This window comes from Planotetraspora sp. GP83 (genome assembly GCF_041262585.1).
Classification (GTDB): domain Bacteria; phylum Actinomycetota; class Actinomycetes; order Streptosporangiales; family Streptosporangiaceae; genus JAOEGB01.
The window spans coordinates 1-22,129 of the sequence record NZ_JBGCBZ010000022.1 but is presented as its reverse complement, the minus strand read 5'-3'; the positions used below and the strand labels follow the sequence as shown (position 1 = coordinate 22,129).

Here is a 22,129-nt window from a genome sequence, read left to right as displayed (position 1 = left end):
CTATCGCGGCCCGGGAGACGTGGACGGGCCCGAGCCTCGGGCGTGGGAAGGCAGGCGCGGTCGCGGTTGTTGACCACGGTCGTGAGCACCACCGTGAGCACCACCGGACTCCAGCGAGAGGTCGGCGCCGTCGTGATCGGGGCGGGGCAGGCCGGCCTGTCCAGCGCGTACTTCCTGCGCCGTTTCGGGATCGACTTCGTGATCCTCGACGCGGAGGCGGGGCCAGGCGGCGCCTGGCGGCACCGGTCCCCCACGCTGACCATGGAGAAGGTGCACGGCATCTTCGACCTGCCCGGGATCAAGCGGACTCCGGAGGTCGACCCCGCCCTCCCCGCCGCCGAGGTCCTGCCCGCGTATTTCGCCGGCTACGAAGAGGAGGCCGGGCTGCCGGTGCTACGGCCCGTGCTCGTCCGATCGGTGAGCGACGGCGAGGACGGCCGGCTCCTGGTCGCCACGGCGTCGGGCGAATGGGCGGCCCGCGCGGTGGTCAACGCCACCGGAACCTGGAGCCACCCCCACTGGCCGTACTATCCGGGCGCGACCGGCTTCCGCGGCAGGCAGCTCCACTACGCCGGCTACCGGGGGCCCGGCGAGTTCGCCGGGCTGAGGGTCGTCGTCGTGGGCGGCGGTCACTCGGCGGCGCATGTGCTGTCCGAGATCGCCGGGGTCGCCGCCTCGACGCTGTGGGTGACCCGCAGGCCGCCGGTGCTCCGCGAGGGCCCCTACGACGACGAAGACAGGCGGGCGGCCGTCGCCCTGGTGGAGGAGCGGGTGCGGGCCGGGCTGCCGCCGCAGAGCGTCGTCAGCGCGACCGGTCTCGGCTACAGCGCGGTGGTACGGGAGGCCCTGGCCAAGGGGGCGCTCAACCGGTTGCCGATGTTCAGCCGCGTCACTCCCACCGGCCTCGCATGGGACGACGGCCGGGTCGCCGGCGCCGACGTGATCGTGTGGGCCACCGGCTTCCGCTCCGCCCTCGATCATCTCGCGCCGCTCAGGCTGCGCGGGCCGGGCGGCGGCATCCAGATGGACGGCACGCGCGTGGTCGCCGAGCCCCGGCTGCATCTCGTCGGCTACGGCCCCTCGGCCAGCACGGTGGGAGCGAACCGCGCGGGCCGGGCCGCCGCGACGGAGATCCGCCGGCTGCTGGACGGCTCGACAGCGGCGGCCTGACCAGAGACGGCCTGACCAAAGACGGCCTGACCAAAGACGCGCCTAACCTGACAGGCGAAGCGCCTCGGCGGCGACGGCGGTGCGCAGGTCCCTGATGCCGGGCCGTCCGCGCAGGGGGTGGACGTTGTTGGTGAGCAGCACGACGGTGAGGCGGCGCGTGGGGTCGACGACCAGCGACGTTCCGGTGAAGCCGGAATGGCCGAGCGCATCGGCCAGCGGGCCGACGATGGCCGGGTCGCCGATCCGGACGCCGAGGCCCTGGCGGAAGGCGGCGCCCGGCACGCCGTGGTCGCGGGTCATCTCGGACAGCATGGCCGTGGAAAGGACTCCGTCGCCGCCCGCGCGCAGCATCTCTCCGAAGCGGAGGAGGTCCCCGGCGGTCGAGAACAGCCCGGCGTGCCCGGCGACGCCGCCCAGCGCGTAGGCGGTCTCGTCGTGGACCTCTCCCCTGACGCACCCCGGTCTCGCGCGCTCGGGCTTGTGCTCGGTGGCGACGACCCTGTGCAGCACGGCCGGTCCGGGCCGATAGGCGGTATCCGTGAGGCCGAGCGGCGCGGTGATCCGCTCACGCACCAGGACGTCCAGCGAGGCTCCGCCCGCGATCTCGGCGACCCGGCCCGCCGTGATCATCCCGACGTCGGAGTAGGTGTGCGTCCCCAGCGGGCCTTGCGCCGGGGTGGACAGGATGACGTCCCAGCGGGACGGCGAGGGCTCCTCCCCGACCCGCCGGCCCGGCGGCAGGCCTGACGTGTGCGTGAGAAGGTGCCGCAGGGCGATCTCCGGCCGGTGACCGTAGTGCCTTGGCAGCCAGGTCGCGACGGGCTCGTCAAGGCCGAGGCGCCCGTCCTCGGCAAGCGAGAGCAGCACGACGGTCGTGAACAGCTTGGTGATCGACGCGAGGTCGAAGACGGAGTCCGGCGTGACCGGGGGCCGGTCCGGCAGCAGCGCCTCGGAGGCGTCGGCGAACCGCGCCGTCTCCCCGGCGGCGGCCGTCGCGACCGGGCGCCCGTCCACGGCGATCACCGCGACCGCCGCAGACGCGACGCCGGGCACCGCCCCACGCAGAATCTCCGGAAGCCCCCGGCCGGGCGTCGCCGTCATCCGCGCCGAAGCGCCGTGGCCAGCCTGTCCCCGTGCGCGGCGAGCAGCGACCGCGCGCCGTCCGGGCCGAGGCCGCGCTCGATCATCACGACGGCGGTCTTCACGTCGTGCCCGGCCTTCTCCAGGGCCTCGCGGGCCGCCGGGACCTCTGCGCCGGTGATGTCGGCGACGATGCGGGCCGCCCGGTCGACGAGCTTGGAGTTGCTCGCCGACACCTCGATCATGTAGTTGCCGTAGGTCCGGCCGCACTTGACCATCGTGATGGTCGAGATCATGTTGAGGACGAGCTTCTGGGCCGTGCCTGCCTTCAACCGGGTCGAGCCGGTGACGATCTCAGGCCCGACGATGACCTCGATGGCGTGGTCGGCGGCGGCGGAGAGCGGCGTGGCGGTGTTACATCCCAGCCCCACGGTGAGCGCGCCCAGGCGGCGGGCCTCGCCGACCGCGGCGACGACGTACGGCGCGCGGCCGCTGGCCGAGATCCCCACGACGGAGTCGAGCGGGCCGACCCCCTTGGCGCGGATGATCGCGGCGCCCGCCTCCGCGTCGTCCTCGGCGCCCTCGACCGACCGGGTGAGCGCGGTGTCGCCGCCCGCGATGATCCCCTGGACCAGCTCGGGATCGGTGCCGAACGTCGGCGGGCACTCGGAGGCGTCGAGCACGGCGAGCCGTCCGGACGTGCCGGCGCCCACGTAGAGCAGCCGCCCTCCCGAGGACATCCGCCCGGCGATGCCGTCGATCGCGGCCGAGATCACCGGTACGGCGGCGGCCACCGCGGCGGGCACGGCGGCGTCGGCCGCGTTCATGAGGCGCGCGATCTCCTCCGTCGGCAGCGTGTCGATCCCGCTGTAGCGGGGATCGCTCTGTTCAGTGGCGAGAGTGCCGAGACCGGCAGGTGGTTGCGTCATGATTCCTCAGATTTCACGGGCGAAATGACGGGTCCGAAAGTGACGAGTGCGAGATGAGTCGGGTGCGTACCGGGCTGGAGAAGCTGGTCTCCGGGCCGCGACCGGCGATGGGCGGCCGGGTCGGCCTCGTCACCAACCCCACTGGAGTCCTGCCCGATCTGACCCCGTCCGCAACGGCCCTGCTGGCGGCGGGTGTGCCGCTGACCGCGCTCTTCAGCCCGGAGCACGGGCTGCGGGGCACGGCTCAGGCGGGGCACGGCGAGGGTGACGCCGCCGATCCTGTCACCGGGCTTCCCGTCGTCGACACCTATCAACGCTCGGGGCCGGAGCTGGACGAGGTCGTCGCCTCCTCCGGGGTGGACACGCTCGTGTTCGACATCGGCGACGTCGGCACCCGCTTCTACACCTACGTCTGGACGATGTACGACCTCATGGTCACCGCGGCGCGCCTCGGATCGCGGTTCGTCGTCCTGGACCGGCCCAACCCGATCGGCGGCGTGGCGAGCGAGGGGCCGCTGCTCGACCCGTCCTACGCCAGCTTCGTGGGCCGCGCCCCCATCCCCGTGCGGCACGGCCTCACGGTGGGCGAGCTGGCCCTGTTCGTCAACCGTACGATCAACGCGAAGCTGGAGGTGGTGGCCCTCCAGGGATGGCGACGGGAGGCGTACTTCGACGAGACGGGCCTGCCCTGGGTCATGCCGTCGGTGAACATGCCCACGCTGGAGACCGCGCTCGTCTATCCCGGGACCGGCCTGTTCGAGGGGACCAACGTGTCCGAGGGGCGCGGGACCACGCGGCCGTTCGAGCTGGTGGGCGCGCCGTACGCCGACGGGCGGTTCGCCGGGGCGCTGAACGGCCTGGGCCTGCCGGGCGTCCGGTTCCGCGACACGTGGTTCACGCCGGCCTTCGGCAAGCACGCGGGTGTGCCGGTGCGGGGTGTCCAGGCGCACGTCGGCGACCGGCGGTCGTTCCGGCCGGTGCTCACCGGCGTGTCGATGCTGCACGTGCTCCGCACGCTCTACCCCGCCGACTTCGCCTGCGACCCGTTCCTCGACCTGCTGTGGGGGTCGGACGCGCTTCGCCGGAGCCTCGACGCGGGCGACGATCCGCGGGAGCTGTGCGCGCCGGTCCCCTGGCTGGGCGAGGTCGAGCTGCTGTACGGCCGGCATCAGCCGAGCGGGCGGCGGTAGAGCCAGAAGACGCGCTCGACCCTCGCGGCGGCCGCCTGGGCGTAGAACCGGATCGGCCCGACCCAGCCGATCTGCACGCTGCGAAGCCCGGCCGCCGCCTGCTCGGCGAGGCATCTGCGCAGCAGAACCCGGCCGACCCCGAGCCCCCGGGCGGCCTCGGCCGTCCCCATCGGGCCGAACCAGAGGGGCCGGGAGCCCCACGCGGCGAACGCGAGGATCTCCCCGTCCCGCACCGCGTAGTGGCAGCCGGTGGCCTGCTCGACCTCCCAGGCCCACGAGTCGTTCCAGTTCCGCCTCACGAACTCGGCCACCGGAGCGCGCTCCGTCAGGGAGGCGTCCCGTACGGTCACCCCGGCCGAGGCGAGCCGATCAAGCTCGGCCCGGTCGTCGGGGACGACGGAGGGCAGGTCGGCGGTCATGTTCCAGGCCACGCGGTACCGGTCGTACCCCAGGCTCTCGACGAGGCAGGCCGCCGGGGTGTAGCGGACGTCGATGCCGGGCCAGGCGTAGCAGGGCGGGTTGCCCGCGAAGCGGGCCTCGGTGGCGCCTTCGCACCGCAGCCACTCCTCGGCCGCCCGGACGAGCGCGCGGCCTGTCCCGCGCCCCTGGGCGGCGGGCTCGACGGCGAGCAGGTCGACATGCCCCACGCCGCCCTCCGACATGGACGCGAAGACGACGCCGTCGAGGGCGGGAGTGGCGAGCGCCGTCCAGCGGCGCCCGTCGGGCGGGGTGGAGAGGCGCCGGACCAGGAGCGGCGCCTCCGCGGCGTCGGCCCAGAGGGCGGCGGCCGCCAGCTTCTCGACCCGCTCGACGACCTGGACGTCCGGGGCCAGGGGCCGGATGGCGTGTACGGCGTTCGTGGCGGTCACTCGCCCACCCCCAGCGGGATCACGCTCCGGTGCTTCGGGTGGAAGCAGGCGTGCAGCTGAACCGTTTCCTCCAGGTGGCCGAGGACGGGCGTCTCGTTCTCGCACCGGTCGGTGCTGAACGGGCACCGCCGCGCGAACAGGCAGCCCGCGTCGGCCTGGCGTTCGTCGAGGGCCTCGGTCGGCACGACCCGCTCGGCGCCCGGCCGCTCCAGCCCGTGCAGCACCGGGATGGCCGACAGCAGCGACTGGGTGTACGGGTGGACCGGGTCGGCGATGATCGACTCCGTCGGCCCGCGCTCGACGACCTGGCCGCGGTAGAGCACGTACACCTCGCCCTCGTCGCCGATGTACCTGGCCGTGGCGATGTCGTGGGTGATGAACAGCACGCTGACGCCCAGCCGCTCGCGCAGGTCCTTGAGCAGGGCCAGGATGCCGAGCCGCATGGACACGTCGATCATCGACACGGCCTCGTCGGCGACGAGCATCTCGGGGTCCATGGTGAGCGCGCGGGCGATGACCACGCGCTGCCGCATGCCGCCCGAGAGCTGGTGGGGGTAGCGCGGCAGCACGTATCCCGGGTCGATGCCCACGAGCGCGAGCAACTCCTCGGCCCGCCCGTCGATCCACGACCTCGGACGGCCCGTCTGCCGGGCACGCAGCCTGAGCGGCGCCTCCAGCGTCTGGTGGATCGTCCGGGTCGGGTTCAGCGCCGAGTACGGGTCCTGGTGGATGAGCTGGATCCGCCGGAAGTGCGGCTGCCGCTTCCGGTGGCTCAGCCCGGACATCGGGGTGCCGTCGATGAGGATCTCGCCGGAGTCGTAGGTCTCCAGGCCGGCGATGATCCGTCCGAGCGTGGTCTTGCCGCAGCCGGACTCGCCGATGAACGAGACCGCGCCGCCCTTCTCGATGGCGAAGTCGACCCCGCGCAGCGCCGGGACGTCGCGCCCTCCGAGGACGCTCCCGCGCTGCTTGAAGGTCTTGGTGATGCCGGTTCCGGTGATCACGCGTACTCCTTCCGCTTCACCAGCGGGAGCGGGCGCCCGGCCGCGTGACAGGCGACCGTCCGCCCGTCGAGGGTCACGGACTCGGGCTCCACCGTCTCGCAGATCTCCATCCGCCTGTCGCACCGTTCCCGGAACACGCACCCGGCGACCGGCAGCGTGCCCAGCGTGGGGGGCCGTCCGGGCAGCGCCCTGGCCAGTGAGATGTCCCCCGACAGGCGCGGGATGGCCCGGATCAGGCCCTGCGTGTAGGGATGCCTGGGGGCGCCCAGCACCTCGGTGATCCGGCCGTGCTCCACCACGCGCCCGCCGTACATCACGGCGAGGTCGTCGGCGACCTCGGCGACCGCGCCGACGTCGTGGGTGATGACGAGCGTGGTGAGGGCGCGCTCCTCGTGGACCTCGCGGATGATCCGCAGGATCGTCGCCTGCGTGATCATGTCGAGGGCCGTGGTGGGCTCGTCCAGCACGACGACCTGGGCGTTGAGCACGAGCGCCAGCATGATGCCGACCCGCTGGCGCATGCCGCCCGACAGCTCGTGCTGGTGGGAGTCGAGCACGCGGGCGCCGTCCATGCCCATGCGGGCGAGCAGGTCCTTCGCGTCGCGCACGAGCGCCCGCAGGTCGTCCACCTCGTGCGAGCGGCCGAGGTCGAGGAGCTGCTTGCCGATCGTCTTGAGCGGGTTGAGCGAGTTCTGCGCGGCCTGGAAGACGTAACCGACCTTGCGTCCGCGGGCCTGGCGCAGCTTCTCACCGCCGAGCTTGACGACGTCTCCGAGGCCGTCGATCTCGACGGTGCCGGACCTGATCCGGCCGGGCGGCTGGACGGCGTTCAGCAGGGACAGGGCGAGCGTGGACTTTCCGGAGCCGGACTCGCCGACCACGCCGGTGATCGTCCCCGGCGTGAGCGTGAGGTCGACGCCGGAGACGGCGGGCAGCTCGCCCACCGGGGTCTTGTAGACGACGGTGAGGTCGCGGATGCGCACCCCCGGTGCTGGGCAACTGGGTGCGGGGGAACTGGTGGTCACTGGTTACTCCTCCCGCAGCCGCGGGTTGAAGATCTCGTCCATCGCGTCGACGATGAGCACGATGCCCAGCGTGAGCAGCAGGATCGCGAGCAGGGGGGCGAGCAGGTACGGCAGGGCGGCCGGGGTGGTCAGCGCCCCGCCGTTGAAGACCGCGAGGTTGAGCATCACGCCCCAGTTGTTGGCCTCGAACGGCAGCACGCCCAGGAAGAACAGGCCGACCTGCGCGTACACGGCCCCGGTCACGGCGATGAGCATGTTCATCGCGATGTAGGGGGCCATGCTGGGCAGCAGCTCGCGGCCGATGATGTGCGTCGTCGGCAGGCCGAGCCCCCTGGCGGCCTCGATGAAGCCCCGCTCCCGCAGCGACAGCGTCTGGGACCGTACGGCACGGGCCACGCCGCCCCAGCCGAGGAGCCCGAGCACGAGACCCATCTCGATCGGGCTCTCGAACTTCCACACGGCGGAGAGCACGAGCAGCAGCGGCAGGCCGGGAATGGCGAGGTTCATGTCGGTGAGCCGCATGAGCGCGGTGTCCCACCGGCCCCGCCGGAACCCGGCGAACAGGCCGATGACGGTGCCGAGCGCGACCGTGATGACCGCCGTGGCGAGGCCCGTGAGCAGCACGTACCGCGCGCCGGTGACGACCAGCGCGAGCACGTCCGTCCCCTCGAAGTCCGTGCCGAACGGGTGCCGGAGGCTCGGCGGGGAGTAGAGCGCGTTGTCGTCGCGCGGCAGGTGTTCCGGGTAGAGGAGGGGCCCGATCAGGCCCATGACGGCGAAGAGGAGGACGATGACGACCCCGGCCATCCGGCTCGGCTTGCGGCGCAGCACCCGCCACACGCCGCGCCAGAAGTTGCGCCGCAGCGTCGCGCGGGTGGTCCCGGCCGTCACCTCGGGGATCACGGTCACGGTCATGCCGAGCCTCCGCTCCTGACCCGCGGGTCGATCGCCGTGTACAGCAGGTCGGCGGCGATGTTGGCCACGATGATGCCCACCGTGATCACCAGGAAGGTGCCGCCCATCAGGGCGTAGTCGCGGCTGCTGATGCTGTTGACGAGCAGCAGCCCGAGCCCCGGATAGTTGAAGATCTCCTCGATGAAGATCGACCCGCCGAAGAGCATGCCGATCGACAGGGCGAGGATCGTGAACAGCGGCAGGATCGCGTTGCGGGCGAGGTAGCGGAACACGATGCCGCGTTTGAGCCCGCGCAGCTCGGCCGCCAGGATGAAGTCGTCGCCGAGCACGGCCACCACGTTGGACTTCATGGCGAGGATCCATCCGCCGTAGCTCGCCAGCGTGTACGTCACGACGGGCAGCACCGCGTGCTGGAGCAGCGAGCCGACGTACCCGGGGTTGAGGCCGGGGACGAACTCGACGTCGACCGGCCCGCCCGACGGGAGAATCGGCCACAGCGTCGTGAAGATCGCCGTGAGCAGGAGGCCGATGACGTACACCGGCACGCCGTGGAGCAGCGAGCCGGACAGGGCGAGCAGGTCGCCGAGCTTGCCCGACCGCTTGATCGCCGCGTAGACGCCCATGGTGACACCGAGCAGGAAGCTCAGCAGCGTGCCCGCGAGGACGGGCAGCACGGTCCACCGGGCGGCGTGGCCGATCAGGGTCGTGACCTCGACGCCGGGCGTGCTGAGCGACCGCCCCAGGTCCAGGTGGAGCAGCGAGCCGATGTAGCCCGTGTACTGGTCCCAGAGGCTTCCCGTGGGGAGGAATCCGTACAGGACGGCCGTGGCGCGCTCGGCCTGCTCGGGCGACATGCCCTTCTGGATCAGGCTCTCGTACTGTCCCTGGACGGGATCGCCGGGGATCTTCCGGATGATGACGAAGCTGATCGTGGCGACGACCCAGACCATGACCAGGCCGCGGATCAGGTGGCCGGCCACTCGCCTCACTACGGCGCTTCCGCGGGATCGCGTCATGCCTGCCTCTTCCTGATCATCCCGAGCTGCATCCACACGCCCGACGACAGCCGCAGCGCGTCGCTGTCGTCCGGCGGGAACGCCGTGTACCGGGAGGTGTTCACGAACTGGGTGTTGACGTAGTCCCAGAGCTGCACGACCGGGAGCTGCTCGTTGGCCACCCGGGCGAGCGTGCCGACGATCCGCTTCTGCTCGTCCGGGGAGGCGAACTGGAGCCTGCTGGTCAGCTCGCCGGGGTTGACGCCGCCCACGGTCTCCGGGCCGCCCATCCAGTTGCCCTCGGCGCCCGGCGCCACGTGCTTGAGATGGCCGCCGAACATCTGCCAGCCGTTCGCCTGGCCGAAGAGACGCTGGAAGATGTTGTACGGCGAGGGCCCGAGGCCGATGAGCCAGAACCCGACGTCGTACTTGCCGGCCGCCAGCTCGCCCAGGTAGAGGGTGTAGTCGGCGGCGGTGACCACGGTGGCGTCGATCCCGTGGTCGCTGAGCTGGCTGGTGATCGACTTGGCCGCGGAGACCCAGTCGGAGAACGACGCCGGCACGTGGATCTCGACCTTCCACGGCGTGCCGTCGGGCATCGCCCACCGGTCGCCCTTGCGGGTCATGCCCGCGGCCTTGAGCTCGGCCGCGGCCTTGGCCGGGTCGAACCGGTAGGGGTCGAGCGCGCCGAATCCGTCCCCCAGCCAGGCCTTGGCCGCCTTGGCGTGGATTCCCGAGGTCGTGGCCGCCGCGGTGCCGCCCTCCGGAGAGGCGATCCTGGTCACCTGGTTCCGGTCGATCAGATAGGCCAGCGCCCGCCGCACGTGCACGTTGTCGTACGGCTTGCGCGACTGGTTGAACGCCATCGACGTGGACACGGGCGAGTAGCCCTTGATGACCTGGCTGCCCCTCGCCTGGCGGATGCGGTCCATGACGGCCGTCGGCACCGAGGTGAAGGGGGCGTTGTCGAGCTTCCCCGCGATCAGGTAGTTCCAGATCTGCTCGTTGCCGGTGTAGTTGAGGACCTTGACCTTGTCCGGGCCGATGAGCCTGCTGTTGTAGAAGTAGGGGTTCCGCTTCAGCAGCGCCGCTCCCGGGTTGACCCGCTCCAGCACGAACGGCCCGGCGGACACGTCGCGCGGCGGCGCGAAGGCGATGACCTTCTCGGCCAGCCCGGTGATCACGGCTTTGGCCCGGTCGGCCGCCGCGCCGCTCGCGTCCTGGGCCACCTCGAGCGTGTGCCAGAAGTCGGCGGGCAGCAGCGGGCCGAAGACGTGGGCGGGGACGACCACGGTCGACAGCAGGTTGCTGAGGAACATGCCGCTCTTGTTGGCGCCCTGGGTGATCCTGATGGTCGTGGGGTCCACCACCTGGATGGTGGCGGCCGCGCCCGCCGCCTTTGGGTCGAGGGCGTAGGCCGTGCCGCCCTGGGTGTAGGCGAGGCCGATCGACACCCGGACGTCCTCGCTGGTCACCGGCTTGCCGTCGGACCACCTGGCGTTGGGCTGGAGGTGGATGACGACCTCCGACTGGTCAGGGGTGGCCGTCCAGCTGCCGGCGAGCGCCGGATAGAACTGGTTGGGGTCGATGGGGTCGTTCTTCGGCCAGGCCAGCGTCATCCCGTTGTAGCCCGCGAAGACCGAGCCGACGGGGTTGAAGGGGTTCACCGGCGCGCTCGCGTTGATCTGCTTGCTGCCGTCGATCGTGGTGTAGACGCCTCCCAAGGGGTCCGAAGTCCCGGCTGATGTCCCGGTGGATGTCCCGGTGCTGCTGCCGCACGCGGTGGCGGTGGCGACCGACGCCAGTGCCGCAATCGCCGCGAGTCGCTTCATGGGCTGCTCCTGGTTCCCGATTGCCTGGACAATACGGGCGGCCGAGCAGCGGCGTCAATTTTTTCCGTCTATAGAGTCAGTCATGGAGTTAATTTTTACCAACGCCGTCTAGCTGCGAAGACGTCGCAGAAGACGCCTGAGAAGACGCCTGAGAAGACGTCTGGCGAGAGCGGCGGCGAGGGTCGGTGAGGAACCTGTCGAGCGCTCCTCTGGTGGCCCTCAGGGCGCCGTCCGACGCCTCGAACGTGCGCTGGGCGACGCCCACGAAGACGCAGTCGACGATCAGGAGCTGGCTGATGCGGCTCGCCAGCGCGCCCGGCCGGAAAGCGGTCTCCCGTCCGGCCGACACGAGCACGTGGTCGGCCATCGCCCCGAGCGACGAGCGGGGGTTGTTGGTGATGGCGACAGTCGTGGCGCCCGCCTCCCGCGCGGTCCACATCGGCTCCAGCACGTCGGGCGTCTCGCCGGTGCAGCTCACGCCGACGGAGACGTCCGAAGGCCCGGCGAGCGCGGCCCCCGTGAGCGCCAGATGCACGTCGGCGAACGCGTGGCTGGACACGCCGATCCGCATCAGCTTCTGCGCCATGTCCGCCGCCACCAGGCCGGACGCGCCCACGCCGTACACGCTCACCCTGCGGGCCGCGACGAGGGCGTCCACGACCGCGCCGAGCCGCTCCGGGGAGAGCTGCGCCGCGGTGTCCGCCAGCGCGTCGGACTCCGCGCGGGCCACCTTCGCGATCACGTCGGCGAGCGGGTCGTCGGGGGCGAGGTCGCCGGGGACCAGCCGATCCGGCCGCTCACCGGCGGACGCGGCGGCCAGCGCCAGGCGGAGCTCGGAATATCCCGAGAAGCCCAGCGCGCGGGCGGTCCGGACGATGGTCGCCTGGCTGGTCCCCGAGGCGGCGCTCAGCTCGGTGATCGTGCTGCGGGCGACCGTCGCCGGGTCGTCGAGGATCAGCTTGGCGATGGCCCGCCCCGCCGGGGTGAGCGAGGGCAGCACCGCGCGCACGCTCGCCACCAAGTTCGGGGCCACCAGGTTCGGGGCCAGGAGGTTGGGGGCCACGGGAGTCGGGGCCGCGGGCCCGCCCTGGGAGGGCGAGGGCTCCTTCATGGGGCTCCTTGCGATGTGAGGGGATCTACGGGGGGATTCAGGGGATGTCCGGAACGCCGGTCAGCCGCCGCCGGTCAGCCACCGCGCGGCGGCCCGCGCCGACGCGGCGGAGTTGCCGTGGGTGGCAAGGTACACGGCCCCGGCGGGGGTGCCGGGAAGTCCCGTCTCGACCACCACCGCGTCGGGCCTGGCCCGTACGGCTTCCGCGAGCAGCCGCTGGATCCAACCGTGCCGGGCGGCCTCGTGGACCGCGACGACGAGCGGCCTGCCGGGATCGGCGAGGTCCGGCAGGTCGCCGCCCTCGGCCACCTCGACCCGGACGGTCCCCGGCAGCACCTCGGCGAGCGCCCCGCCGACGCCGAGGGGCGTCGCCCGCCCCACGGCCTGGGTCGGCCGGGCCGACATCTCGACGACCAGGGGCGCGACCCTCAGCGCGGGACGGCCCGCCGTACCGATGACACGCAACGCCGCGGTGGCGGCCGCCAGGCCGAGGCCCTCGTCGGCGTCGCGGAGGGCGGCGGCCCGGGCGGGGGCCTCCCTGGCGTACCAGCCGGCGAGCCGCAGCGCGCGGCCGGCCGCCTCCGCCAGCCGTTCCTCCGCGAGGCTGCCCTCCCGGACGGCGTGAACGACGGCGTCCCGGAGCGCGTAGACGCTCTCCCCCTCCGGCGAGGAGACGCCGACGCAGACCGCGTCGGCCCCGGCGGCCAGGGCCCCGACGGCGATCTCGCCGGGCGAGCGGAGCGCCGCGACCGCGCGCATCTCGATCGCGTCGGTGACCACGAGGCCGTCGAAGCCCAGCTCCTCACGGAGCAGCCCGGTCAGTACGGCATGGCTGAGCGTGGCCGGGGCGTCGTCGAGGGCGGGCACGAGCAGGTGGCCGCACATCACGGCCCGCACCCCCGCGTCGACCGCGGCGCGGAATGGCGGGAGGTCCCGCCGTTCGAGCACGTCACGCGGCACGGGAACGGTCGGCAGCGCGAGATGCGAGTCGGTCATGGTGTCGCCGTGGCCCGGGAAGTGCTTGGCGCAGGCCGCCACGCCGGCCCCCTGCATGCCCTGGATCCAGGCCACCCCGTGGCGCGCGACCAGCGCGGGATCCGCACCGAAGGACCTGACACCGATGACCGGGTTGCGGGGGTTGGAGTTGACGTCGACCACGGGCGCGTAGTCGAGCGTGATGTCCGCGGCGGCCAGCAGCCGGCCCATCTGGCGGGCTACCCGCTGGGTCAGCGAGACGTCGCCGGCCACGCCGAGCGCCAGGTTGCCGGGCCAGGAGCTGCCCGTCCGCGCCTCCAGGCGGGTGATCGCCCCGCCCTCCTCGTCGACCGCGACGACCACACCGGGGTTCTCCTCGCGCATCGCCGCCACGAGGGCGGCCGTCTGGTCGGGATCGGCGATGTTGCGGGCGAAGAGCACCGCCCCGCCGAGGCCCTCGGCGAGCGCCCGCCGCAGCCAGTCCGGCGGGCTCGTGCCGTCGAAGCCCGGCTGCAGCACGGTCAGGGCCATCCGGTCGAGCTCGGAGGACTCGGAGGAGCCGCCCATCATCCACCGTCCGGCGCCGCGGCCATGCCGATCAGCCGGTGGTGGGCCTGAAGCGCGCGGGGCTCGCCGGGCGGCAGGGCGGCCCGGAGGGCGAGCGCGGCGGCTCCGGCGGCGCCGTCCCGCGCGGGCACCCACTGGGCATGCTCGCCCAGCTCGGCCCTGACCCTGCGGGCCAGCTCGGTGGGCTCGGTCAGCAGAGAGCCGGCGAGCACCAGCGGCCCGTCCCCCTCCCCGACCACGCGTGCCGTACGGCCCAGCCGCCGCGCGGCCTCGTCCAGGATCTCACCGGCCACGGGGTCGCCTCGCCGGGCGGCGTCGTCGGTCACGGGGGCGAGCGTGCCGAGCCAGGCCGGGCCGGATTCGGCGACGCGGGCGTGGACGGCGGAGACGATCGCCTGCGCGAGGGACCGTTCGTCGCCGGGAGCGTCGCTGAAAGCACAGCCGAGAACGGCGGAGGCGACGCGGCCGGTCAGCGCGGTGTGGGCGGTGCGGCCGTCGAGAGCGGTCAGCGCGGCGGTGACGGCCCGCCTGCCGATCCATACTCCCGAGCCCTCGTCGCCCAGCAGCCAGCCGAGGCCGTCGGCACGCCGTACGACCCGCCACTGGTGGATCCGTGCCGCCACCGCGCCGGTGCCAGAGATGAGCACGGTGCCGTAGGGGCACGCGGTGGCGCTGGTGAAGGCGACGAGCACGTCCGGCACGACCGAAGGCCGGCCCGGGAGCCCGGCCGCGCGCCACGCATCCCCCGCCACCCGTTCGGCGGAGGCCGCGCCGGCGAGCCCGAAGACGCCGCCGGCCACCGACGAGCGGTCGAGGCCGCCGAGCGCGGCCGTGAGCGCGGCCAGCACGTTGGCGGAGGGGTCCTTGACCGACAGCGCGTTCGCGCCGCCCGCGCGTCCCCGGCCGGCGATCTCCCCGGTCTCCCCGGCCACGACGCAGCGAGTGCTGGTGCCGCCCCCGTCGACACCGACGAACAGAGCCGTCACGACCGCCCCCTCCCCCGGTTGTGCCGCCCCCGGCCAGTGGGCGCAGATACCCTCCAACAAACTATAAGAGCGTGAAGATTTTCTACAACGGCGCATGCGGTGACGGCCGGGCAGGCGTGCCCGGCCGTCGTCTCCTCATGTATTCCCCGGGGTTACCAGCCGATACCGATCGTGAGGCGGCTCGGCGGGTTGCTGTTCGGCAGGATCTTGACCGAGCTCTGGTCGTTGATGTCGTCGTAGGCGAAGCCGTACGCGCGGTGGTCGATGCCGATGGTGTGGAAGAACCCGGCGAAGTCGTTCTTCGGGGTGGCGGCCGGGTAGTAGGAAGCCGGGCTGTACCAGTTGGCGGTGTTGAGCGCCACGCCACGGTTGAAGGCGGCGCAGAACTCGGCCCCGAACTCCAGCTCCACCGTGCTCATGCCGGCCGACGCCAGCGCGCCCGAGCATTGCATGACATCCGTGGTGCTGCCAGGCGGCCTTCCACACCTACACGATGGAGTGGGATCGCAGCATCAGCCCGGAGCAGCTCCGGTTCTACCTCGACGGCGTGCGGTTCCACACCATCAACTCCAACCAGGTCGCCGCGGGCACCTGGGGCCAACGCGACCAACCACGGCTTCTTCATCCCGGCGTGACGCTGGAGACGACCACCGACACCGGCGGCGGGCAGGACATCTCCTCGCTGGCCAACGGCGAGTGGGCCCTCTACCAGGGCGTTCTGAAACCCGTGTGTCCCACGGGCTCCCCTCCTGAGGCGAGCCCGTGGGACCGCACCGTCTACTGGGCCAACTAATGGACCGTCTACTTGATGCTGTCCGCGAGATCGGTGATCGCAGTGGCCGCCCGGAAGAACTTGTTGCGGCCCAGGTCGCCGATCGTCTTGATGTTGAAAGCGTTCTTGAGGAACTCGGCGTCGCCCTCGCTGACGCCGGACAGCGCCGCCACAGGCGCCTTGACCAGTTCGGCCAGGCTCATATCCTCGTACTTCCGGTCGAGCAGCTTGGCCAGATCAGCTGTAACAGCCATGAGTTCTCCCATCGACAGGGGGCGATCAGCCCTAACCTCTCGGTGCCCAAACCGCCCTTTCCTATGCGAGACAGCTCAAATGGCCCCATGAACGATCTTGTCCAGGCGGATCGGCAGGTCGCGGACTCGGATGCCGGTGGCGTGATGCACCGCGTTGGCGATCGCCGCGGCCGTGCCGACGATGCCGATCTCGCCGATGCCCTTCGACCCCATCGGGTTGAGGCCGGGGTCGTCCTCCTCGATCCACACCGCGTCGATGTCGCGGACGTCCGCGGAGGCGGCGACGTGATATTGGGCGAAGTCGTGGTTGAGGTAGTCGCCGAACTCGTGGTCCATGACGCTCTCCTCCAGCAGGGCCATGGACAAGCCCATGGTCATGCCACCGATGAGCTGCGACCGCGCGGTCTTGGGGTTGAGGATGCGGCCCGCCGCGAACACGCCGAGGAGCCTGCGCACCCGGGCCTCCCCAGTGTCCATGTCCACGGCGACCTCGGCGAACTGGGCGCCGAACGCGTGCTGGGCGAACCGCCGCTGCGCGCGGACCTCCTGGGTGGTGTCGGCGCTCGCCTCCAGGCCCTCCGGCGGCACGTCGTCCGCGCGGCCGTGGAGCGCGTCCATCAGGGCCTCGCACGCCCGGACGACCGCGGTGCCCCACGACGCGGTGCCCGCCGAGCCGCCCGCGACCCAGGCCGGAGGCAGCGCGCTGTCGCCGATCTCCACCCGGACGCGGTCCATCGGGGCGTCCAGCGCGTCGGCCGCGATCTGGGTGAGCACGGTCCGGGCCCCCGTGCCGATGTCGGCGGCGGCGATCCGGACGGTGAACCCGCCGCCGGGCTCCGCCCGCGCGGTGGCCTGGGACGGCATCCGGTAGACCGGGAAGGTGGACGCCGCCACTCCGGTGCCGACCAGCAGCCTGCCCTCACGGCGAATCCCCGGCTCGGGGTCGCGGCCTGCCCAGCCGAACCGGCGGGCCCCCTCGCGGAGGCAGGCCACCAGGTTCCGCGAGCTGAACGGCCGGCCGCTCTCGGGGTCGACGTCCGGCTCGTTGCGGATCCGCAGCTCGATGGGGTCGATCCGGCACGCGATCGCCAGCTCGTCCATCGCCGACTCCAGCGCGTACATCCCCGGGGCCTCCCCCGGCGCGCGCATCCAGGAGGGCGTCGGGACGTCGAGCCGTACCAGCCGGTGGGTGGTGCGCCGGTGCGGCGCCGCGTACATCATCCGGGTCGGCACGGTGGTCTGCTCGGCGAACTCCGCGACGGTGGAGCTCTGCTCGATCGCCTCGTGCACGATGGCGGTCAGCCGCCCGTCCGCGTCCGCGCCGAGCCGTACGCGCTGGATCGTCGGGGTGCGGTAACCGGTGACCGCGAACATCTGCTGGCGGGTCACCGCCAGCTTGACGGGTCGCCCGACCTGCTTGGCGGCGAGCGCGGCGAGGACCACGTGCGGGTGGGCCCTGGCCTTGGCGCCGAAGCCGCCGCCGACGTGCGGGGAGATCACCCGGACGCTGCCGGGCGGCAGGCCGAACAGCGGCGCGAGCGCGCCGCGGATGTTCGACACGCCCTGGGTGGAGTCGTACAGCGTGAGCCCCTCGGCGTCCCACACGGCGACCGTGGCGTGCGGCTCCATCGGGTTGTTGTGCTCGGCCGGGGTGCTGTAGGTCGCGTCGACCACGACCGGAGCCGCCGCCAGAGCGGCGTCGGGATCCCCCTGCTCGGTGTCCGTCGGGAAGTACGGGTTGACGTGGTCGGGCCGGTAGAGCCCGGGATGGCCGGGGCGCAGCTCGACGTCGTGCTCGTCCGCGTCGTACCGCACGCGCAGGAGCCTGGCGGCCTCGCTCGCGCTCTCCAGCGTCTCGGCCACCACGACGGCCACGTACTGCCCCCGGTAGGCGACCCGGGGCGACTGGAGAACGGCCAGCTCGGGGTCGCCGTTGCGGGGAGCCAGCCGTGGCGCGTTCGCGTGCCAGATCGCCGCGATGACGCCGGGAAGCTGAAGCACGGCGTCCACGTCGACCGCGCTGATCTCGCCCCTGGCGATCGTGGCCTGCACCGGCACGGCGTAGGCGAGGTCGGCCGGGAAGTTCTCATAGGCGTACCTGGCCCGGCCCGTCACCTTCTCCAGGCCGTCGACCCGGTCGAGCGCCGAGCCGACGTTCGGCATGGCCACGGTCGTCATGACGCCTCCCCGTTGTCATGGATCATGAGATCGAGCAGGGTGCGGACCAGCACGTTGCGGGCGAGCGGCACCTTGAAGGCGTTCCGCGGCAGGGGGCTCGCCTGGGCCAGCTCGGCCTCGGCGGCCCGCGCGAACTCCCCGGCGGTGGCGGGCGCGCCGCGCAGCGCCGCCTCGGCCCGCTCGGCGCGCCACGGCGCGTGGGCGACGCCGCCCAGCGCGATCCGGCAGTCCCGCACCACGCCGTCGGCCATGTCCAGGGCCACCGCCACCGACACGACCGCGAACGCGAACGACGCCCGGTCGCGGACCTTGCGGTAGCGGGACCTGGCCGCGAACGGCAGGGCGGGCAGCTCGACCGCGGTCACCAGGTCGCCGGGCTCCAGCACGGTGTCGCGGTCCGGCTCGTCGCCCGGCAGCCGGTGGAAGCCCGGCATCGGGATCTCACGCGGCCCGCCGCGCCCCTCGACGTGGACCACCGCGCCGAGCGCGGCCAGGGGAACGGCCATGTCGGAGGGGTGGGTGGCCACGCAGGCCTCCGAGTGGCCGAGGATCGCCAGATTGCGATGGTCGCCCTCGCGGGCCGGGCAGCCGGAGCCCGGCACCCGCTTGTTGCAGGGTTTGGTGATGTCCTGGAAGTAGGAGCAGCGGGTGCGCTGCAACAGGTTCCCGGCGACGGTCGCCATGTTGCGGATCTGGCCGGAGCCCCCCGCCACCACCGCCTGGGCCAGCATCGGGTAATTCCGCAGCACCAGTGGGTGGGCGGCCAGGTCGCTGTTGCGCAAGCCCGCGCCGATGAGCAGGCCCCCTCCGGGGGTCTCCTCGATCGTGTCGAACGGCACGCGCGTGACGTCCACGAGGACCTCGGGCGCGGCCACGCCGAGACGCATGAGATCGACCAGGTTCGTGCCGCCGCCGAGATACATGGCCTGCCCGGTGCAGGCCATGACGGCCGACGGGACGTCGGCGGCACGCTGGTAGACGAACGGCCTCACGGCGCCACCTGCCGGATGGCCGCGACGATGTTGGGATAGGCGCCGCAGCGGCACAGGTTGCCGCTCATCCGCTCGCGGATCTCGTCGTCGCCGAGCGGCGGCCGGCCGTCCACGCCGGGGGCGACGCCCCCCGGGCTCACGGCGCCGAGCGTCACGGAGCTGGGCCAGCCCGCGGCGAACTCGGCCAGCATGCCGACGGCCGAGCAGAGCTGCCCGGGCGTGCAGTAGCCGCACTGGAAGGCGTCCTGCTCGACGAACGCCGCCTGCAGCGGATGCGGGACGCCGTCTCGGGCGAGCCCCTCGACCGTGGTGATCTCCCGGTCGTCCACCGACACCGTCAGCGTCAGGCAGGCCTTCGCCCGCCGGCCGTCCACCAGCACCGTGCACGCGCCGCACTGGCCGTGGTCGCACCCCTTCTTGGCCCCGGTGAGGCCGAGATGCTCGCGCAGCGTGTCGAGCAGCGTCTCACGGGTGTCCACGGTGACCGGATGCTCGTCCCCGTTGACGGACAGCCGGATGTCCGCCGTGACGGGGGCCGGAAAGGCCGGTCCGTTGTTGTCTTCGCCTCTCACGGGCCCTCTCATGGGCGCTGCCGTACCCTTCGCCTCTTCACCGCATGCGTCCCTTTCACTGTGATCTACTCATTGTGATCTACCGGCGTTGTGCGGTTGCGCGCGCTGTAGGTGCCGCGGGGGTTGCTCGGGGGGTGCTGTGGGTTACGAGGTCACCGCGCACTGACCCCGGTCCTTGGCCACGGGCCCCGCCGCGCCGGGCCGTACGTCGAAGTCGAAGATCGCCGTCGGGATGTAGAGCGAGCAGCAGGCGTTGGGAATGTCCACGATCCCGCTGATCCGGCCCTCGATCGGCGCCGAGCCCAGGAGCAGGTAGGCCTGCTCGCCGGTGTAGCCCCACTTCTTGAGGTACTCGATGGCGTTGAGGCAGGCCCTCCGGTAGGCCACCGTGGCGTCCAGGTAATGGTTGGTTCCGCTGTCGTGGTCGACCGAGATGCCGATGAAGGACATGAACTCCGAGTAGCGCGGCTTGACGTTGCCTGGCATGAAGACCGGATTGGTGGTCACGCCGTACTTCTCCATGCCGCCCTTGACGAGGTCGACGTGGAAGTCGATGAACCCGCCCATCTCGATCGCGCCGCAGAAGGTGATCTCGCCGTCGCCCTGGCTGTAATGGAGATCGCCCGCCGACAGCTTGGCGTCCTTCACGAACACCGGGCAGAGCACCCGCGCGCCACGAGTGAAGTTCTTGATGTCCTGGTTCCCACCGTTCTCGCGTGGCGGGACCGTCCGGGCGCCCTCCCGGGCGATCCGGTCGGCCACCTCGCCGGTCGCCGTGCCGGCCAGGGCGTTGCCCGGCTCCGGCGGCAGGCCGAGAGGCGGTACGCGCTGGGGATCGGTGTCGATCAGTGCCCGCTCCCGCCGGTTCCACGTCGCGAGCAGGTCCTCCGAAGGCGCCGTGCCGAACAGGCCGGGATGGGTGATCCCCGTGAACCGGACGCCCGGCAGGTGGCGGGAAGTCGTCTGGACGCCGTGGAAGTCCCAGACGGCCTTGTAGGCGTCCGGGAAGTGATCGGTCAGGAAGCCGCCGCCGTTGACCTTGGCGAACACCCCCGTGTAGCCCCACCCCTGCCCCGGCACGTCCCTGGTCTGCTGGGGGCCGGTCTGCTGTGGGCCGGTCTGCTGTGGGACCGGGCCGATGTCCAGGATGTCGACGACCAGAAGATCGCCGGGCTCCGCGCCCTCAATGGCCACGGGGCCACTCAGCATGTGTGGCAGCGTCAGGTCGATGTCCCGCACGTCGTTGGCGGAGTCGTTGTTCCCGATCTGCGCGTCGGTCCAGTCACGGCATTCCAGCCGGAACTCGTCGCCGGGCCGTACCGACGCCACAGCCGGGATGTCGGGATGCCACCTGTTGTGGCCGGGGACGTCCTGGTCCCGCATGGACTTCGACTGGTCCACGCTGAACGCGACCTGCGGCATGGCAGCCTCCCTTACTGTCCTCCCTCGCTGGATGTCGTCAGTGGACGTCCCTGACGACCTCGGGCGTGTCCCGGCTGCGCTCCTCTCTGTCGAGCGCCTCCGCCAGCGCCCGGCCCACGCGGGACAGGCTCGGGGCGGAGAAGATCCTGCGGGCCGGCCCGCCGCACTCTGGGCAGTCGCGGTACGGCGTCGCGCCGCCCATGGGCAGGGCCACGTCGTACGGCCCGCAGCCCGAACAGACGTACTCGTAGGTGGCCATGGCACCTCCCCGTTCAGCGCTCCGTGCCCGCCCGCCGTCCAGCTATTCGGACAAAAGCCATATAAGGTGCATAGGCCCCGCAAAACTCTTCCCCAGGACAGTGGCAATGGACCAAGAGAGTGGCGGCGACCACGCCGTCTTCGAGATCGACCTCGCCCTCGAGGAGGCTCGGCGGAGGGCCGCCGTGGTCGCCGGAATCGGCCCGCACTGGGACCCGGCGGCCGCGCTGCGGTCCGAGCAGGAGGCCTACGACCTGCTCTACTCGGAGCTCGACGAGCACCAGCGCAACACGTACGCCATGCTCGCCGACGCGGGCGTCCTCCCCCGGCGGGACTTCAGCCATGCTGCCGATTGACCCCCACGCCGACCGGGGCCGCCGCGCCTGGGTTTCCTGCCCCCGATGCCTCGACGACAAGGACTGCGGCGACTGCGGCGCGGGCCGGAACTGCCGGGACCACTGGCGATACCTCCTCGGCACCACCGGGAGCCTCCTGCACGTCCAGTGCCCGCGCTGCGCCTACCTCTGGGACCACGAGACCCGCTTCCGCGGCGGCCATACCGCGGCGCGCTGACCACGGTCAACGACGCGGCACTTCAGCGACGGGGCTTCAGCGGCTGAGCTTCAGCGGCTGAGCTTTCCGCGGCGCCGGCCGTCAGCGGCGCAGTGCCACGATCACCTCGTCGGCCGCCCGCTGGCCGGACTCGACCGCCCTGTTGAGGTAGCCCTGGAAGTAGCAGGGCGGTATGCCCCTGGTCGATGAGCTCGCCCCCGGCGCTCGGTCGCGGGTGCGATTCAACAGAGCCCAATGCGTGCTGGAGCAAAGCCCGTGCGCGCTTCAGCAGGATCTGTGCGAGGTTCACCGTGGTCAGCGTTGCGCTGTTTTCTGCTCAGGTTCGGAATCTTCCGGCGTAGCGGCCTTTTCTGCCGAGGTGGGTGTGTCGCGCGTCAGACTTAGTGGCGCAGGAGTTAGTTGGGTCTCCTGAGCCTGGAAGAGAGACGCATGATGAGTCGCCCCCCGCAGTTCCCCGTTG

22 protein-coding genes and 2 pseudogenes are annotated in these 22,129 nt (G+C 72.1%); 5 read left to right on the top strand and 19 right to left on the bottom strand.

The genetic code is table 11. The annotated features are described in order from the left end of the window. Positions 1-81 precede the first annotated feature (81 nt). Entirely contained in the window at positions 82-1,170 is a 1,089-nt protein-coding gene (locus ABH927_RS26760) for an NAD(P)-binding domain-containing protein (protein ID WP_370025964.1), read from the top strand. Between the two features lie 42 nt (positions 1,171-1,212). Here the strand turns inward: ABH927_RS26760 and ABH927_RS26755 are convergent, their stop codons facing one another. Next, positions 1,213-2,271, bottom strand: a complete 1,059-nt coding sequence (locus tag ABH927_RS26755; RefSeq protein WP_370025963.1) for a serine hydrolase domain-containing protein — start codon at positions 2,269-2,271, stop codon at positions 1,213-1,215. After that, positions 2,268-3,179, bottom strand: a complete 912-nt coding sequence (murQ, locus tag ABH927_RS26750; RefSeq protein WP_370025962.1) for an N-acetylmuramic acid 6-phosphate etherase — start codon at positions 3,177-3,179, stop codon at positions 2,268-2,270. Before murQ ends, ABH927_RS26755 begins: the two co-directional genes overlap by 4 nt. Before the next feature lie 53 nt (positions 3,180-3,232). On the opposite strand from murQ, the gene ABH927_RS26745 reads away from it, so the two are divergent. Next, positions 3,233-4,369 carry an exo-beta-N-acetylmuramidase NamZ domain-containing protein gene (locus ABH927_RS26745; protein ID WP_370025960.1) on the top strand — a complete coding sequence of 379 codons (1,137 nt, stop codon included), beginning with the start codon at positions 3,233-3,235 and terminating at the stop codon, positions 4,367-4,369. Here the strand turns inward: ABH927_RS26745 and ABH927_RS26740 are convergent. From ABH927_RS26740 to ABH927_RS26695, 10 genes and pseudogenes are all read right to left on the bottom strand, one after another. Continuing rightward, positions 4,348-5,238, bottom strand: coding sequence for a GNAT family N-acetyltransferase (locus ABH927_RS26740; protein WP_370025959.1), 891 nt, complete (start codon positions 5,236-5,238; stop codon positions 4,348-4,350). The genes ABH927_RS26745 and ABH927_RS26740 overlap by 22 nt on opposite strands. Further along, positions 5,235-6,242: an ABC transporter ATP-binding protein gene (locus ABH927_RS26735; protein ID WP_370025957.1), complete on the bottom strand. Its 1,008-nt coding sequence runs from the start codon at positions 6,240-6,242 to the stop codon at positions 5,235-5,237. The genes ABH927_RS26740 and ABH927_RS26735 overlap by 4 nt, the downstream gene beginning before the upstream one ends. Beyond that, positions 6,239-7,267 carry an ABC transporter ATP-binding protein gene (locus ABH927_RS26730; RefSeq protein ID WP_370025955.1) on the bottom strand — a complete coding sequence of 343 codons (1,029 nt, stop codon included), beginning with the start codon at positions 7,265-7,267 and terminating at the stop codon, positions 6,239-6,241. Before ABH927_RS26730 ends, ABH927_RS26735 begins: the two co-directional genes overlap by 4 nt. Positions 7,268-7,270: 3 nt before the next feature. Further along, a complete protein-coding gene (locus tag ABH927_RS26725; protein ID WP_370025953.1) occupies positions 7,271-8,182 on the bottom strand; it encodes an ABC transporter permease in 912 nt (303 codons plus the stop codon). Next, positions 8,179-9,198: an ABC transporter permease gene (locus tag ABH927_RS26720; RefSeq protein ID WP_370025951.1), complete on the bottom strand. Its 1,020-nt coding sequence runs from the start codon at positions 9,196-9,198 to the stop codon at positions 8,179-8,181. Before ABH927_RS26720 ends, ABH927_RS26725 begins: the two co-directional genes overlap by 4 nt. Continuing rightward, positions 9,195-11,009 carry an ABC transporter substrate-binding protein gene (locus ABH927_RS26715; protein ID WP_370025949.1) on the bottom strand — a complete coding sequence of 605 codons (1,815 nt, stop codon included), beginning with the start codon at positions 11,007-11,009 and terminating at the stop codon, positions 9,195-9,197. Before ABH927_RS26715 ends, ABH927_RS26720 begins: the two co-directional genes overlap by 4 nt. Positions 11,010-11,097: 88 nt before the next feature. Continuing rightward, the gene (locus tag ABH927_RS26710) at positions 11,098-12,120 is read right to left on the bottom strand and encodes a MurR/RpiR family transcriptional regulator (RefSeq protein WP_370025947.1); all 1,023 of its coding nucleotides are present in this window, start codon (positions 12,118-12,120) and stop codon (positions 11,098-11,100) included. A gap of 60 nt (positions 12,121-12,180) precedes the next feature. After that, positions 12,181-13,665, bottom strand: a complete 1,485-nt coding sequence (locus tag ABH927_RS26705; RefSeq protein WP_370025945.1) for a glycoside hydrolase family 3 protein — start codon at positions 13,663-13,665, stop codon at positions 12,181-12,183. Beyond that, on the bottom strand, positions 13,662-14,648 hold the full coding sequence (locus ABH927_RS26700) for an N-acetylglucosamine kinase (protein WP_370025943.1): 987 nt from the start codon (positions 14,646-14,648) through the stop codon (positions 13,662-13,664). The genes ABH927_RS26705 and ABH927_RS26700 overlap by 4 nt, the downstream gene beginning before the upstream one ends. 152 nt (positions 14,649-14,800) lie before the next feature. After that, positions 14,801-15,103, bottom strand: a pseudogene (locus tag ABH927_RS26695) (beta-1,3-glucanase family protein); the annotation flags it as partial. Positions 15,104-15,129: 26 nt separating this feature from the next. On the opposite strand from ABH927_RS26695, the pseudogene ABH927_RS26690 reads away from it, so the two are divergent. Continuing rightward, a pseudogene (locus ABH927_RS26690) lies at positions 15,130-15,441 on the top strand (hypothetical protein); the annotation flags it as partial. 8 nt (positions 15,442-15,449) lie between these two features. Here ABH927_RS26690 and ABH927_RS26685 read toward each other — a convergent pair. The 6 genes from ABH927_RS26685 to ABH927_RS26660 form a co-directional block, all read right to left on the bottom strand. Then, on the bottom strand, positions 15,450-15,674 hold the full coding sequence (locus ABH927_RS26685) for a hypothetical protein (RefSeq protein ID WP_370025941.1): 225 nt from the start codon (positions 15,672-15,674) through the stop codon (positions 15,450-15,452). A gap of 75 nt (positions 15,675-15,749) precedes the next feature. Further along, the gene (locus ABH927_RS26680) at positions 15,750-17,852 is read right to left on the bottom strand and encodes a xanthine dehydrogenase family protein molybdopterin-binding subunit (protein WP_370025939.1); all 2,103 of its coding nucleotides are present in this window, start codon (positions 17,850-17,852) and stop codon (positions 15,750-15,752) included. Continuing rightward, positions 17,849-18,844, bottom strand: coding sequence for a xanthine dehydrogenase family protein subunit M (locus tag ABH927_RS26675; RefSeq protein ID WP_370025937.1), 996 nt, complete (start codon positions 18,842-18,844; stop codon positions 17,849-17,851). Before ABH927_RS26675 ends, ABH927_RS26680 begins: the two co-directional genes overlap by 4 nt. Beyond that, the gene (locus ABH927_RS26670) at positions 18,841-19,428 is read right to left on the bottom strand and encodes a (2Fe-2S)-binding protein (RefSeq protein WP_370025935.1); all 588 of its coding nucleotides are present in this window, start codon (positions 19,426-19,428) and stop codon (positions 18,841-18,843) included. The genes ABH927_RS26675 and ABH927_RS26670 overlap by 4 nt, the downstream gene beginning before the upstream one ends. 132 nt (positions 19,429-19,560) lie before the next feature. Then, complete coding sequence (gene fmdA, locus ABH927_RS26665) at positions 19,561-20,838, bottom strand: formamidase (RefSeq protein WP_370025933.1); 1,278 nt, start codon at positions 20,836-20,838, stop codon at positions 19,561-19,563. Between the two features lie 37 nt (positions 20,839-20,875). Then, positions 20,876-21,097, bottom strand: a complete 222-nt coding sequence (locus ABH927_RS26660; RefSeq protein ID WP_370025931.1) for an FmdB family zinc ribbon protein — start codon at positions 21,095-21,097, stop codon at positions 20,876-20,878. A 106-nt stretch (positions 21,098-21,203) separates the two neighbouring features. On the opposite strand from ABH927_RS26660, the gene ABH927_RS26655 reads away from it, so the two are divergent. Both ABH927_RS26655 and ABH927_RS26650 read left to right on the top strand, forming a co-directional pair. Then, complete coding sequence (locus ABH927_RS26655) at positions 21,204-21,452, top strand: DUF6400 family protein (protein ID WP_370025929.1); 249 nt, start codon at positions 21,204-21,206, stop codon at positions 21,450-21,452. Beyond that, positions 21,439-21,669 carry a hypothetical protein gene (locus ABH927_RS26650; protein ID WP_370025927.1) on the top strand — a complete coding sequence of 77 codons (231 nt, stop codon included), beginning with the start codon at positions 21,439-21,441 and terminating at the stop codon, positions 21,667-21,669. Before ABH927_RS26655 ends, ABH927_RS26650 begins: the two co-directional genes overlap by 14 nt. A gap of 81 nt (positions 21,670-21,750) precedes the next feature. Here ABH927_RS26650 and ABH927_RS26645 read toward each other — a convergent pair whose 3' ends face one another. Beyond that, entirely contained in the window at positions 21,751-21,894 is a 144-nt protein-coding gene (locus ABH927_RS26645) for a hypothetical protein (RefSeq protein ID WP_370025925.1), read from the bottom strand. Positions 21,895-22,129: the final 235 nt, after the last annotated feature.

Bases quoted from the DNA above. Each gene is read 5' to 3' on its own strand.
- ABH927_RS26680 (WP_370025939.1), bottom strand. From the start codon at position 17,852: ATGACGACCGTGGCCATGCCGAACGTCGGCTCGGCGCTCGACCGGGTC.
- ABH927_RS26685 (WP_370025941.1), bottom strand. From the start codon at position 15,674: ATGGCTGTTACAGCTGATCTGGCCAAGCTGCTCGACCGGAAGTACGAG.
- fmdA (WP_370025933.1), bottom strand. From the start codon at position 20,838: ATGCCGCAGGTCGCGTTCAGCGTGGACCAGTCGAAGTCCATGCGGGAC.
- ABH927_RS26660 (WP_370025931.1), bottom strand. From the start codon at position 21,097: ATGGCCACCTACGAGTACGTCTGTTCGGGCTGCGGGCCGTACGACGTG.
- ABH927_RS26755 (WP_370025963.1), bottom strand. From the start codon at position 2,271: ATGACGGCGACGCCCGGCCGGGGGCTTCCGGAGATTCTGCGTGGGGCG.
- ABH927_RS26720 (WP_370025951.1), bottom strand. From the start codon at position 9,198: ATGACGCGATCCCGCGGAAGCGCCGTAGTGAGGCGAGTGGCCGGCCAC.
- ABH927_RS26725 (WP_370025953.1), bottom strand. From the start codon at position 8,182: ATGACCGTGACCGTGATCCCCGAGGTGACGGCCGGGACCACCCGCGCG.
- ABH927_RS26705 (WP_370025945.1), bottom strand. From the start codon at position 13,665: ATGATGGGCGGCTCCTCCGAGTCCTCCGAGCTCGACCGGATGGCCCTG.
- ABH927_RS26655 (WP_370025929.1), top strand. From the start codon at position 21,204: ATGGACCAAGAGAGTGGCGGCGACCACGCCGTCTTCGAGATCGACCTC.
- ABH927_RS26710 (WP_370025947.1), bottom strand. From the start codon at position 12,120: ATGAAGGAGCCCTCGCCCTCCCAGGGCGGGCCCGCGGCCCCGACTCCC.
- ABH927_RS26715 (WP_370025949.1), bottom strand. From the start codon at position 11,009: ATGAAGCGACTCGCGGCGATTGCGGCACTGGCGTCGGTCGCCACCGCC.
- ABH927_RS26650 (WP_370025927.1), top strand. From the start codon at position 21,439: ATGCTGCCGATTGACCCCCACGCCGACCGGGGCCGCCGCGCCTGGGTT.
- murQ (WP_370025962.1), bottom strand. From the start codon at position 3,179: ATGACGCAACCACCTGCCGGTCTCGGCACTCTCGCCACTGAACAGAGC.
- ABH927_RS26745 (WP_370025960.1), top strand. From the start codon at position 3,233: ATGAGTCGGGTGCGTACCGGGCTGGAGAAGCTGGTCTCCGGGCCGCGA.
- ABH927_RS26670 (WP_370025935.1), bottom strand. From the start codon at position 19,428: ATGAGAGGGCCCGTGAGAGGCGAAGACAACAACGGACCGGCCTTTCCG.